Genomic DNA, 13,014 nt, shown 5'->3' on the forward strand with positions numbered 1-13,014 from the left:
TGGCATCGCGACGCAGTCTACGCCGCGATGCCCGTTGAGCCGAAGCTGGAATGCCCCGCGCCTATGCGAAGGACGCTTCCACCAGCGTCGGCTCCAGGCGACCGCCGCGATAGGTAGCGCCGGTGCGCACCGATGTGACGATCGCCTCGGCCGGCGAGAACAGCGCGCCATCGATCTTGTAGAAGTCGCCGTTCACCCGCGAAAAGATCTCGGCGAACGGAGCGCCGTGGTCGCTCGAGGTGGTGGACGGGATCTGCTCGGCAAGCTGCTTGGCGTCGGCATCGTCGGCATCGACGAAGAGCTGCACCCGGCCGCCGTAGATGATCGCGTCGTTGGTCCGGCCCATCGCCTTGATGAAGTCCGGGTGCGGGGGCGACAGCGGGGCCGAGCCGATGCCGTCGACGATGGCGTGCAGGTCGAACCCGACCGTGTGGGCCTTGTGCAGGGCCACTTCGAGCACCCGGGCGACCACCTGGGTCGAGCCGGCCAGGCTCTGGGTCGGCGCGAAGATGAAGGTCAGGTCCTCGGGCCGCAGGCCGGCGGCCTCGGCGACCTTTGCGACGACGCTCTCGGGCGGTCCGCCGGCGGCTTCCAGCACCAGAGCGGTGTTCGAGGCCGAATCCCGGTAGCCGAGTTCCTGAAACAGATCCTCGACGGCGGCCACGGCGCGGCCGGGGCCCGAGCCGAGGGCGAAGAAGCCGGAATCACCGGCCTCGTCGGCAAGGCTCCAGCCCGCATACTGGCTGCCCAGGCAGGCGAGCACCGGATCGGCCGCATGGACGATCACGGAATACGGCCACGAGGCGATCGGGCCGGTCGGGGCGATGCTCACGGTGCCGAGGCCGCCGAGGCAGATCTCGGCAATGCGCCGTCCGGCCTCGATGGAGCCGCGCGCCTGGGCGCCGGCATCGACCATCCGGGCCCCGCCGGCCGTCTGCGACACGGACAGGCGCAGGGTCGCGGCGTCGGCCACGAACCGCTCGATCAGCGGCGCCGTCAGCGCGTTGACGCTGGGATAGGATTGGCTGGCACTCATCTCAGGGTTTCCTCGGGATGCATTTTCTCAGCGGTGAGGTCGGCTTGGAGCCGCATCGTCCGCGTGTTCAAACTGTCGAGCGCCGTCTGCCGGTCGGCCCCATGGGCAAACACCGTGCAGAGAGGCGCGTCGCGGCGGACCACCGTGCCGGGGCGCGGGCGGTCGCGCACATGATCCGGCCAGGCGAAATCCGGCACGGGCGCATGCTCCCGACCCGCGTAACAGATCTGGGCGGCGGCCGCATCCGCCGGTTGCGCACCGAGCGCCGGCATGGCGCCGAGGCTAGCCGCGATGTGGGCCATCAGGAGCGGCGTGCTCCGGCGATCGAGGATGTCGAGGGTCGCGCCGGGCCGCGGATTGATCTCAGTGAGCCACCAGCCGGACGCATCGGCCAGGAAATCGGCGCTGCCGAGCCCGCGCAGGCCTGTCGCCGCGACGATGCTCTCGACGGCCTCCGCGACCGTTGTGATCAGCGCGTTGGGGAGAAGCGGAGCCTCCGTCGCGGCGCCAGTTACGGCACCGCCATACCGGTAGGGCCGAATCGGTGACGGCGCGCACCATTGCTCCGTCACCGCCAGCATCTGGATCGCGCGGCCGTCGGCGAGGAAGTTCAGCGCGTGGGGCCGGCCTTCGACCCGGGCCTGGAAATAGTGCGCATCCGGCGCGGGGCCGCGCACCGCCGGTCGAATGTGACTGCCGCCGCTGCCGCCGGCCCGCTTGAGCAGCCATCCGGACGGGTCGGGACGCGCATCGGTCGCGATCTTGGGATGCGGGATGTCGAGCCGGGCGCAGAGTGCGGCGAGCGCGAACGGATCCTTGAGTGCGGCGACCGCAGGCGCAGCTGCGCCGATCAGCCGATGCCGTTCCGCGATGCGGGCCATAAGATCGCGCGCGTCCTCGAAGCCGCTGCCGAGGACGAGGCCGACGACCGAGCCTGCGGTATCGGCCAAGGCGTCGATCGCCGCCAGGGTCGCGTCGAAAGCCATCGGGCTGCCGAATCGGCCCGGGAGCGGCCGGTAGGCTTTGCTGAGCGCCAGCGTGTCGGAATCGCCGAACAGGTCGGCCACGAAGGGGCGCATTCCCGCCCGCCGGGCCGCCTCCGCGAGGGCGCGCCCGGACTGAGCGGCGATCAGGACCGCCTCTGCCATGCCGGAATGCGCCGGAGCCGGCTCAGCCGGCGATCTCGACCGCCAGCGTGTAGGCGTCCCGGAAGTCGAGGCAGAGCGGCGTATCGGAGGCGAGCATCCGGTCGAACAGGCGACGCTGGGTCTGGTACTTCACATTGCCCACCGCGAGGGCGCCGATGCCCACGCCCTTGCCGGTCGGCAACGGCACGTCGACGGCATTGACGTCGATCCCCGCAATGCCGGCGGGCGGCACGGCGTTCACATCGGAGGCGACGAGGAGCTTCGGGGCGGATTTCAGATCCTCGGCCGAGAGGATCGGGATGCCGGCCGGCCCGGCGGACAGGATCACGTCGGCGTCCCGGATGGCGACGCGGCGGTCTTCCGGCGTCGTCCCATCGACGGCGCCGACCTCGATGCCGAAGCGCCACTTCATCGTGAAGGCGATCTTGGAGACGCGCTCCTCGCCGTCGTGGCCGACCAGGACGGTCTGCGCGCCCTGGAGGGCGCCGATCACCGCGGCCACGTAGGCGACCACGCCGGCGCCGCCGAAGATCACGATGCGCTTGCCGGTCAGGTCGGTGCCGAATTTATCTCGCAGCGCCCGGGAGACCTGCGCCACCATGGCGGCGCCGGTGGTGAACGAGCCGGCGGGATCGGCGAAGACGTGGTTCACGAAGGGCGGCACGAACGCCTTCTTGGCGCGGTCGACCATGTCGAGGGCGTCCTCGGCGTTCTTGCCGCCGATGAAGATGCCGGTGCGGGTGCCGTCGGCCGGGGAGCGCGAGAAGATCGAATCCTGGGTCAGCGACACGACGTCGGCGAGGCTGACCTCTGTGTAGGTCACCACCGTCTCGAAGCCGGCGTCGACGGCCATGTTCACGTCGAACGGGCTCATGTGCCGGAGCGGCGTCAGCATGTGGAGGATCGAGCGGGCCATGACGTTCTATCCCGTTTGGCGCGCATCAACCTGCGCCTGCAGACCGTCCAAACCCGCTGCGGGTGCCGCGGTCAAGTCCGGACCTGCCGGTTCAGTCCCCCGCGGTTATCGATGCGCCGCTGTTGCGGCCGCGGGCAATCAGGAAGCGGAGCGGCCCGCCGCGGTCGAGACTTGCCACCAGCGACCGGGCGTCGGCCTCAGACGGCATCAGCGCGAATCCGGTCGGTCCCCAGGACGACTGCCCGTAGCCGGGCACACCCTGCGCGGCGGCCTGTTCGAGGGCTTGTGCGACGGCGGCGCTGGCGTAGCGGCCGCCCTGGTGCGGGGCGAAGTGGTCGCCGATGAGATCCTGGATCCGGGTGATTCCCGCGCCGAAGCCCTGCGGCTCGGCGAGGGCGACCGCCGGCAGGACCTGCATCAGCACGATCCGGCAGATCTCGGCCGCTTGGGCCTCGGGGAAGCGCGGGAGGTCGCGAAACGCCTCTATCTCCCGCGTTCCGTGCACGCCGGCCATGCTCCGATCGAGGATGAGCACGATCCGCCAGGCTTCGGGGTAGGCGAGGCGCGCGGTGACCGGCGGTGCCGAGCCATCCGCACCGCGGCCGCCATCGACGATCAGGCCGCCCTCGGTAAACGCGCTGAGTCCGACACCCGACCGGTTGCCGCGATCCAGGCTGGAGGAGAACGCCGCCGCCGAGAAGGGAGCGCCGCTCAGTCGCGCCATCGCGGCCGCCACGGCCAGCGCGAGCTGCGTGCCCGACCCGAATCCGGCATGGGCCGGGATCGTCCGCTCGACCGCGATCGTCGCCGCATCGGACCCGCCGAGATGGGTCGCCGCCGCGCGGGCGTAGCCCCGGACGCGGTCGGCCTCCTCGCCCGTGACGGACAGCTGCGCGGACCGGCGGGCGGTGAGCGCCAGGGAGGGCGTGTCGATGGCCAGCCCGATGCTGCCGAAGCGCCGGCCCAGGCCGCCGTGCAGGTCCAGGAATCCGAAATGCAGCCGCGCAGGCGCCTCGACTCGGATGGTGCTGTTCGAAGCGGCCGCCTCGTTCCGCTCGGGGACCTCGCCCACGCCCATGTCTTCGAAATCCACACGCCGAACCGGCGCGCTTTTCCCATGCGGCGGGCGGCCGAAGCAACGGGATCTTGAGGCCGATCGGCCGAACCAGGATGCGAACCCCCCTTGCCGAGGCGCGCGGATGAATGCAAACCTAGGGCAGCGACGGCGCGCCGAGTTGCCGCCCGCCCCGACCTGTCGGGCGGGCGAGCCATTCCGATCCGGCGGGATGCTCCTTCGGGAGTGAACCTGCTTCGTCCGGTCTTACGGCCGTCGCCCGCTCCGAAGCCAAACAAGAACGTCGCGTGAGGGAGCATGGCAGCCTGGGTGAAGGGTGGCGCGACGGACGCGGGCACCGCCATCGAGGCGGCCGTATCCTTGCTCGCCAAGGCACGCGCGCCGGTGATCGCCGGCCTGAGTGCCGACGTCGCCGCGATCCGCGCGGCCTATGATCTCGCGGGGCGCATCGGCGCCTCCATCGATACCGCCGGCGCGGTCGGCACCTATGCCGAACTCGGTTCGCTGAGCCGGGTCGGCGCGATGAGCACGACGCCGGCCGAGGCCGTCGGCCGGGCCGATGCCGTGCTCGTCGTCGGCGCCGCCGCTTGGCATACGCCACTTCTCAAGCGCCTGATTGAGTCGAAGCCGACGCGTGGGCGGGCTGCCGGTTCGGACCGGGCGCTCCTGGCGCTCGGAGCCGGCGCCGAGGGTTCAAAGGCGGCGCTGTCCTGCCCGGCTGCGGGTGGGCTCGCGGAGGCCGTCGCCGAACTGCGCGCTTACGGCAAAGGCCATCTCGCGGGCGACACGCCGCAGGCCAAGCTCGTCGCGCGGATCGCTGCCGCGCAGTACGGCGTCCTGCTGTACGATCCCGCCGAACTCGGTGAGCTGGGCGTGGAGATGCTCCAGGGCTTCGCCATGGAGCTGAACGAGACCACGCGTTGTTTCACGCTTTCGGTCGCTGGACCGGATCAGGACCGTGCCGTCGTGCCGGTGGCCGCCTGGTTGACCGGGCAGGCCCCGCGCAGCGGGTTCGGCCGCCGCGTCCCCGAACATGATCCGTGGCGCTTCGACGTCGCCCGGCAGGTCGCTGCCGGCGAGGTCGATGCCGTCATCTGGCTCGCCGCGCTACCGGTGGACCGGCCGGACTGGCTGGCTGCGGTGCCGTCCGTGGCGCTGGTCGCCGAGGCGGAGGCCTCCCTCGCCGACGTGGTGATTGCGGTCGGCCGTCCGGGACGCGACCTGGGCGGCGTGTTGTGGAACGAGCAGCGCGCCGCGCTGACCTACTGGCCGGCTTCGGCCCCGACGGACCTGCCCTCCGCCGCATCGGTGCTGGGTGCCCTGACGGAGCGCCTGGTCGAAGGTGGCGCCGTGTCGAGGAGTGAGCCCGCATGCTGAGCGTGATCCGGGGCGGGCGCGTCGTCGATCCGACCGCGTCCCGCGATGCCGTGGGCGACGTCTGGATCGAGGACGGCCGCATCGTCGAGCCCGCAGGTCGGGAGCCCGATCGGGTGATCGATGCGTCCGGCTGTGTGGTGATGGCGGGCGGCGTCGAGGTGCATTCGCACATCGCCGGCGGGAACGTGATCACGTCGCGCCTGCTCCTGCCCGACCTCTACGTCAGCGAGGCCTCGCCCGAGGGGCATCCCTTCGCCCATGCCGGCGGGGCTGCGGCCTGGATCGGCTCGACCTATGCGCGGATGGGCTACACCACCGCGGTCGAGCCGGCGATGCCGCCGACCCACGCGCTGGCTACCCAGCTCGAACTGGCCGACATCCCGCTCCTGGATCGCGGCGCGCTCACCGTGATGGGCAACGACGACCAGCTCCTGCAACTGTTGCGCGAGCGGCAGGGCGGGAACGCCGTGCGCGATCTCGTGGCGCTGTCGGTCGCCACCTCGCGCGGGCTCGGCGTCAAGTGCATCAACGCCGGTGGCGCCTCCGCCTTCAAGGACGGCGCGCTGCGCCTGTCGCTGGATGAGGAGATCCCGGTCTACGGTCTCTCGACCCGGCAGATCATGGGATCGCTGCTCGACGCGGTCGAAGAGATCGGCGTCCCGCACCCGCTGCACGTCCACTGCAACAATCTCGGTCTACCTGGCGCCGACGATTCTTTCATCGAGACCTTGGATGCCGCGGAAGGGCGCCGCATCCACTTCGCCCATGCGCAGTTCTATGCCTACGGCGCGACCGAGGGCGGCGGCTTCCGTTCCGCGGCCGAACGGATCGCCCAGGCGATCGCCGACAACCCGAACGCGACCCTCGATATCGGGCAGGTGGTGTTCGGCCAGACCGTGACGGTCTCCCTCGACATCCTGCGCCAGTTCGCCGGTCGGAAGGGCGCCAAGCCGAAGAAGTGGGTGCTGAACGCCGGCGATGCCGAAGGCGGCGGCGTGGTGCCGTTCCTGTACCGGCCGCGCGGTCCGACCAGCTCGCTGCAATGGGCGATCGGCCTGGAGATCATGCTGCTCTCCACCGACCCGGAGCGGACGATCCTCACCACCGACCACCCGAACGGCGGTCCGTTCACGCAGTACCCGCGCATCATCCACTGGTTGATGGATAAGACCGAGCGCGACCGCGAGATCGCGACGCTGCCGGGTATCGTCGCGGAGCGTTCCAGCCTGCCGAGCCTCGAGCGGGAATACACCCTCTCGGAGATCGCCCAGCTGACGCGATCCGGCCCGGCCAAGCTGCTGGGGCTTGCCGACCGTGGCCATCTGCGGCCCGGCGCCTGCGCCGACGTCGCGGTCTACCGCGATACGACCGACCGCACGGCGATGTTCACGGCTGCGAAGCTGGTCCTCAAGGACGGCGTGCCGATCGTCGAGGATGGCGAGGTCGTGGAATGGCGCGCCGGCCGGACGCTCTCGCTTTCGGTCGAGTCGGATCCGGCGATGGCCAAGCGCGCCGACGCCTACCTGACGGACCGGTTCGGCGAGGGGCTCGACAGCTTCGCGGTCCCGGATGCGGCGTTCGACGCGGACGCGGACACCTTCGAGGCGGTGCCATGCCGGGCGTGATCAGCGGGGCCAGTGGCGGAAACAACCATGTCTGACCTCAGCCTCAACGGCATCCCGATCATCGACACCTTCGCGGAGGCGTTCGATGTGGCCGGGACCGCCATCATCGTCACCAACGACACCGCCAAATGGGCGATGATCGCGGCGACCACCATGACCGGCTTCGCCACGTCGGTGATCGGCTGCGGCGCCGAGGCCGGCATCGATGCCGTGCTGTCGCCGGACGAGACCCCGGACGGGCGGCACGGCGTGCGCATCCTGCTGTTCGGCTTCGAGCCGAACGGCCTCAAGGATCAACTGATCAAGCGCGTGGGCCAGTGCATCCTCACCTGCCCGGGCACGGCCTGCTATGCCGGCGTGGACGGGCCGACGAAGATCAAGCTCGGCGGCGCGATCCGGTATTTCGGCGACGGCTTCGCCATCGCCAAGCGGCTGCCGGATGCCAGCGGTAAGCTCCGGCGCTACTGGCGCATCCCGGTGATGGACGGGGAGTTCCTCTGTGAGGATTCGGTCCGGTCCGTCGACGGCGCTGTGGGTGGCGGCAACCTGCTGTTCCTGGGCCGAACCCATTCCGAGACCCTGATCGTCGCCGAGGCGGCCGTCGAGGCCGCGAAGGCGGTGCCCGGCGCGATCCTGCCGTTTCCGGGTGGCATCGTCCGCTCGGGCTCGAAGGTCGGTGGGCGCACCAAGGGCATGATGGCCTCGACCAACGATGCTTACTGCCCGACCCTCAAGGGCCGGGCCGGCTCGGCGTTGCCGGCCGATTGCGGCGTCGTGCTGGAGATCGTGATCGATGCCCTGACCTCACAGGGCGTGTCGGATTCGATGCGCGCCGGCCTCCACGCCGCCACCGAGATCGGCGGACGGCACGGGCTGATCGCCGTGACGGCCGGCAATTACGGCGGCAATCTCGGCCGCCACCATTACCACCTGCGCGACCTTCTCGCGCGCGACGACGCCAAGACGGAGGGCTGAGCCTTGAGCACCCTCACCCTACGCGCAGCCCCGCCCGAGCGGCTCGACTTCCTGAACATCAATCCGTTGGCCCTGAGCCGGCTCTCCCAGGCCGAGGCCGAACGCCTGGAGGTCGGCACATCCCGCACCGGCGTGCGTCTCGGCGACTGCTTCTCCGTCTCGCTGGACGGCTCCGAGACGCTGACCATCGAGGGCGGCCACGAGCGCCTCGACCGGGTCGGCGCCGCCTTGTCCGAGGGGGCGATCCGCGTGACCGGCGATGTCGGCCAGCGCCTCGGTGAGGGCATGGCCGGCGGCGGTCTGACCGTCAGCGGAAATGCCGGGCCCTATGCGGGCGCCGGCGCCGCCGGCGGCACCATCACGATCGCGGGCGATGCCGGCGATTATGCGGGTGGTGCCGTGTACGCGGCCAAGGCCGGCCTCGACGGGGCGACGCTGATCATCCGCGGAACGGCCGGTGCGCATCTCGGCGACCGGATGCGGCGCGGGATTCTCCTGGCTGGCCGGGCGGGTGCCTATGCCGGCTCTCGGATGATCGCGGGAACATTGGCCGCGCTGGCAGTCGGGGACCACCCGGGCTACGGCATGCGCCGCGGAACCCTGCTGATCGGTTCACACGGCCGGATGTCGCCGACCTTCGTGGAGACTGGGACGCACGATCTCGTCTTCCTGAAGCTCCTCGGAAAATCGCTCAGGGGCCTCAGCGCAGAGCATGCCGCGCTGCTCGATCGGCCGCTGCGGCGCTATTCCGGAGACCTCGCGACCATCGCGAAGGGCGAGATCTGGGTCGCGTCCTGACGTCACCCTGGGCAGAGCGGCCGCGCGCGGCATATGCTCTGTCCAAGCGGGCCCGCACGAGGCCGGCACATTGGGGAGACGCCCATGCTCCTGCTTCTGTCGATCTGCCTCGTCGCCCAGCCCTCGACCTGTCGCGAGGACAGGATCGAGATGTCCTACGAGGGCTCGAACCCCTTCATCTGCCTGCGCCATTCGCAGAGCGCGCTGGCGACCTGGCAGGCCGCCCATCCGGACTGGCACGTCGAGCGCTGGCGCTGCGCCGCGCGCGGCAGCCTGCCGAAGAACCTGTGAGGGCGCCCCGAGACCGCGCCTCGGCGCTGAGCCGTCGGGCTGCCGATTGCGGGCGGCGGGCCCCGGCGGGACGGAACCGATGCGCTCGCTGAAACTCCGGTTCGCGCTGCTGCTCGGAGGCACCGCCATCGTGGTGATGCTGGCGGCCATCGCCGCGTTGGCCTCGATCGCGGCGGCCGAACGGACCGTCGACCGCACCCTCGAGGCGCAGCGCCGTCTGGAATTGCTGGCCGAGTTGTCGGGCCGCCTCACCCAGTTCGGCCTCGCTGCCGTCGAGACCGTGGGCAATCCCGACGGGCAGCCCGAGGCCATGGCGATCGCCCGCGACAATGCCGACCGGGCGCTGACCACGGTCGACGAGGCGCTGGCTCAGAGCTTCCCGCCGAGCGACGACCCGGCCGACCGTATGCAATATGCCGCCCGGACGCGCCCGATGGCGCAGCTGCGCGCCGCCCGGGTCGTGCTCGACCGTCAGGTCGCGCGGATCAACCGGCAGACCGAACCGGAGAAGCGCCAGGACGCGATCAAGGGCGCGCTCAACGGCTTCGGGGCGATAACCGGCCAGCCGCTGTCGTTCCTGATCGAGGCCGAGCGGCGCAGCATGGCGCTCGGGTCCGAGCAGGCCCGCGCCCTGTCGGCGCGTCTGCGCGTGGCCGCAGCGTCGGCGGTTGCGGCAGCCCTCGTGCTGCTGGCAGTTCTCTATCGCGGGGTGACCCGCCCGACCTTGGCCCGGATCGAGGAGGTCCGGCGGGCGGCGAGCGCCATCGGCCACGGTGCCCTCGATACGCGCCTGTCGGTGGCGACCCGCGACGAACTCGGCCTGCTGATGACCAACGTCAACCGCATGGCCGCACGCCTCGCCCGGCGTGAATCCCGGGTGGTCGCCGATCGCGCCGCCCTGGAAGACACCGTGGCGACCCGCACCGCGGATCTGCGCGCCGCCAACGCCCGCCTGGAATCCGTGGACCGCTCCCGCCGGCGCTTCTTCGCCGACGTCAGTCACGAGTTGCGCACGCCGCTCACCGTCATCCTCGGCGAATGCGATCTGGCGCTGCGGGGTGCGTCCCGAGGTGCCGACCCGGCGCCGGTCTTCGCGACGATCCGGAAGCGGGCGCAGCGGTTGAAGCTTCGGGTCGAGGACCTGCTGCGTGTCGCGCGCTCGGAATCCGGGGAGATCGAGTTCGACAAACGTCCGCTCGGCCTCGCCTCGGTGCTGGCCGAGGCCGTCGACAACATGGCGTCGGAGGCAGCCCGGCGCCGCGTCGGTCTGAGCCTCGATCCCGGCACCCAGGACGTCGAGTGCTTGGCCGACCGTGAGTGGCTCCGCCAGACCGTCGAGAGCCTCGTGGATAACGCCCTGCGTCACGCCAAGGGGCTGGCCCGCGTCGAGGTTGCCTTGTCGGCCGGGCCAGGTGCCCGCGCCCGGATCACCGTGACCGATGACGGGCCCGGCTTCGGCGCGTCGGAAGCCGAGCTGTTCGAGCGTTTCCGGCGCGGCGCCGGAGCGAGCCCCGACGAGACCGGCTTCGGCATCGGCCTGGCGCTCGCGCGCTGGATCGTCGAGCAGCATGGCGGCTCGATCCGCCTCGGGGCCGGCCCCGACGGACGCGGTGCCCGGGTCAGCCTGGACATCCCGGCGCTCGATCCGGCATGGGAGAGCGGCACGGCCGGGAATACGGCCGCTGCCGCGCAGGTGAGGGAGCCGGCCGCATGACGCGGATCCTGATCGTCGAGGACGATATCGACATCCGGGGGCTGTTGGCCCGCGGCCTGGAAGCCGAAGGGTTCGAGGTCGGTACCGCCGCCTGCGTCGACGAGGCGTTGAAGGCTGCACATGATCCGGCGCCCGGCGCCGTCCTGCTCGACATCAACCTGCCCGACGGGTCCGGCCACGATGTCTGCCGGTCCCTGCGCGAGGGTGGTTTCCCGGGCGCGATCCTGTTCCTGTCGGCGCGCGACGAGATCCGCGACCGCGCCGAGGGCCTGGCGCTCGGCGCCGACGACTACATCATCAAGCCGTTCGTGTTCGACGAACTCGTGGCGCGCCTGCGCACGCACCTGATGCGGCGCGAGCAGGCCGAGGCGCCGCGCTCGCGCATCACCGCGGGCCGGTTGATGCTCGACCTCGACACCCGCCAGGCGAGTTGCGGCGAGGCCAGCGCGCGCCTGACGCCGCGCGAGGCCGACCTCCTCGCCATGTTGATGGAGAGCATCGGCAAACCGGTGTCCCGGGCCGACATCTTCGACCGGCTCTGGGCCAGCCAGGGCGGCCTCTCGCTCAACGTGGTCGACGTCTATATCGGCTATCTCCGCTCCAAGATGGCGGACTTCGTCCGGTACGGTGGACCAGGATTGGTCACCGTCCGGGGAAAGGGCTTCATGCTCGAACTGCGCGGTCCTGATTTCCGTCAATGAGCCACTATACTTAAGTCGAATCCGGTAACGTTTCTGATCGTGAGCCGGGCATTTAGGTAGAGTCTCACAAAAAATTTGGGAGTATCCGGCAACTTAGTGCTTGAAGACCGCAGCTGAATCGCCGATATCGGGGGCGCGCCGGAAAACCAGAGCGCCATCAGTGTCTTAGGGTACTCTTAGGAACCCGAGACGCCTGGTGAGGATACCGCCAAGGAGAAACACCATGAAGTGGGCTGCCCCTGTTGTGTCCGAGATCTGTGTCGGCATGGAAGTGACGAGCTACGAGTCGGCCGAGATCGACACCTTCAACTAAGTTTTCAGGGGCCGGGGATCGCGGGAACCGCACCATGCGCGTCGTGATTCTCGGCTCCGCTGCCGGTGGCGGCCTCCCGCAGTGGAACTGCCGCTGCCCCAACTGCACCCTGGCGCGGTCCGAGCCGGACCGGGTGCGCCCACGGACGCAATCGAGCATCGCAGTCTCCGCGGACGGGTCCGATTGGCTCCTGATCAACGCCTCGCCGGATATCCGGCAGCAGCTCTTCGACAATTCCCAGATGCATCCCCGCGAGGGACTGCGCCACTCGCCGATCCGGTCCGTGCTCCTGACGAACGGAGATGTCGACCACGTGGCGGGGCTGCTCACCTTGCGCGAGGGCCAGCCCTACACACTCTACGCCACCCGCGGCATCCTGGATTCCGTCAACGCCAACCGCGTGTTCGACGTGATGGCCGAGGGCGTCGTCGCGCGCCAGCCCATCGCCATGGACCAGCGTTTCGAACCGTTGCCCGGCCTTTCCGTCACGCTGTTCCCAGTCCCCGGCAAGGTGCCGCTCTGGCTCGAGGACGAGACCATGGAGATCGGCGCCGAGACCGAGACCACCGTGGGCGCGCTGATCGAGGCAGGCGGCCGCCGCCTCGCCTACATTCCCGGTTGCGCCCGCGTCACGGACGCGCTCAGGGACCGCATCGCCGGCGTGGACGCGTTGCTGTTCGACGGCACCGTCCTGCACGATGACGACATGATCCGCGCCGGCGTCGGCACCAAGACCGGCTGGCGGATGGGGCACGTGCCGATGCGCGGCGACAATGGCTCGATCTATGCGCTGGCCGGCGTTTCGCTCGGCCGCCGCGTCTTCGTCCACATCAACAATACCAACCCGGTCCTGGTGGAAGGTTCGCCGGAGCGCGCCGACGTCGAGGCGGCCGGCTGGACCGTGGCCCATGACGGTCTGAGCCTCGCGCTCTGAGGCAATCGCGCCCACCGGTTGGGTACGGGCCGAGCCGGCACTATATCAGGACCGAGCCCGGACATTCGCCCCGGCGGGCATCATTCCGAACGGTCGTTGCCGTCACTCGGG

The 13,014-nt window shown here is 70.4% G+C and carries 13 protein-coding genes; 9 read left to right on the top strand and 4 right to left on the bottom strand.

Annotated features, from left to right (window positions below):
* Positions 1-61: 61 nt before the first annotated feature.
* From mch to FV233_RS02450, 4 genes are all read right to left on the bottom strand, one after another.
* Complete coding sequence (gene mch, locus FV233_RS02435) at positions 62-1,036, bottom strand: methenyltetrahydromethanopterin cyclohydrolase (protein ID WP_147853315.1); 975 nt, start codon at positions 1,034-1,036, stop codon at positions 62-64.
* Complete coding sequence (locus tag FV233_RS02440) at positions 1,033-2,184, bottom strand: ATP-grasp domain-containing protein (RefSeq protein WP_147853314.1); 1,152 nt, start codon at positions 2,182-2,184, stop codon at positions 1,033-1,035. The genes mch and FV233_RS02440 overlap by 4 nt, the downstream gene beginning before the upstream one ends.
* Before the next feature lie 22 nt (positions 2,185-2,206).
* Positions 2,207-3,100: an NAD(P)-dependent methylenetetrahydromethanopterin dehydrogenase gene (locus tag FV233_RS02445; RefSeq protein ID WP_147896510.1), complete on the bottom strand. Its 894-nt coding sequence runs from the start codon at positions 3,098-3,100 to the stop codon at positions 2,207-2,209.
* 91 nt (positions 3,101-3,191) lie between these two features.
* Positions 3,192-4,178 carry a beta-ribofuranosylaminobenzene 5'-phosphate synthase family protein gene (locus tag FV233_RS02450; RefSeq protein WP_187278042.1) on the bottom strand — a complete coding sequence of 329 codons (987 nt, stop codon included), beginning with the start codon at positions 4,176-4,178 and terminating at the stop codon, positions 3,192-3,194.
* Between the two features lie 294 nt (positions 4,179-4,472).
* Between FV233_RS02450 and FV233_RS02455 the strand changes: the two genes are divergently transcribed.
* The 9 genes from FV233_RS02455 to pqqB all read left to right on the top strand — a co-directional run bounded on the left by FV233_RS02455 (position 4,473) and on the right by pqqB (position 12,903).
* On the top strand, positions 4,473-5,552 hold the full coding sequence (locus FV233_RS02455; protein ID WP_147896511.1) for a formyltransferase: 1,080 nt from the start codon (positions 4,473-4,475) through the stop codon (positions 5,550-5,552).
* Positions 5,546-7,177 (top strand): formylmethanofuran dehydrogenase subunit A, encoded by a 1,632-nt coding sequence (locus FV233_RS02460; RefSeq protein ID WP_147896512.1) that lies wholly within the window; start codon positions 5,546-5,548, stop codon positions 7,175-7,177. Before FV233_RS02455 ends, FV233_RS02460 begins: the two co-directional genes overlap by 7 nt.
* A 27-nt stretch (positions 7,178-7,204) precedes the next feature.
* Positions 7,205-8,152, top strand: coding sequence for a formylmethanofuran--tetrahydromethanopterin N-formyltransferase (gene fhcD / locus FV233_RS02465; protein WP_147853310.1), 948 nt, complete (start codon positions 7,205-7,207; stop codon positions 8,150-8,152).
* 3 nt (positions 8,153-8,155) lie between these two features.
* Positions 8,156-8,950: a formylmethanofuran dehydrogenase subunit C gene (locus tag FV233_RS02470; protein WP_147896513.1), complete on the top strand. Its 795-nt coding sequence runs from the start codon at positions 8,156-8,158 to the stop codon at positions 8,948-8,950.
* Between the two features lie 84 nt (positions 8,951-9,034).
* The gene (locus tag FV233_RS02475; RefSeq protein ID WP_007564437.1) at positions 9,035-9,241 is read left to right on the top strand and encodes a hypothetical protein; all 207 of its coding nucleotides are present in this window, start codon (positions 9,035-9,037) and stop codon (positions 9,239-9,241) included.
* A gap of 79 nt (positions 9,242-9,320) precedes the next feature.
* Positions 9,321-10,955, top strand: a complete 1,635-nt coding sequence (locus FV233_RS02480; RefSeq protein WP_147896514.1) for an ATP-binding protein — start codon at positions 9,321-9,323, stop codon at positions 10,953-10,955.
* The gene (locus FV233_RS02485) at positions 10,952-11,656 is read left to right on the top strand and encodes a response regulator transcription factor (protein ID WP_147853307.1); all 705 of its coding nucleotides are present in this window, start codon (positions 10,952-10,954) and stop codon (positions 11,654-11,656) included. The genes FV233_RS02480 and FV233_RS02485 overlap by 4 nt, the downstream gene beginning before the upstream one ends.
* A 223-nt stretch (positions 11,657-11,879) precedes the next feature.
* A complete protein-coding gene (gene pqqA, locus FV233_RS02490; RefSeq protein WP_007564431.1) occupies positions 11,880-11,969 on the top strand; it encodes a pyrroloquinoline quinone precursor peptide PqqA in 90 nt (29 codons plus the stop codon).
* Positions 11,970-12,003: 34 nt separating this feature from the next.
* On the top strand, positions 12,004-12,903 hold the full coding sequence (gene pqqB / locus FV233_RS02495) for a pyrroloquinoline quinone biosynthesis protein PqqB (protein ID WP_147896515.1): 900 nt from the start codon (positions 12,004-12,006) through the stop codon (positions 12,901-12,903).
* Positions 12,904-13,014 lie beyond the last annotated feature (111 nt).

The organism is Methylobacterium sp. WL7, assembly GCF_008040085.1.
Taxonomy (GTDB): domain Bacteria; phylum Pseudomonadota; class Alphaproteobacteria; order Rhizobiales; family Beijerinckiaceae; genus Methylobacterium; species Methylobacterium mesophilicum.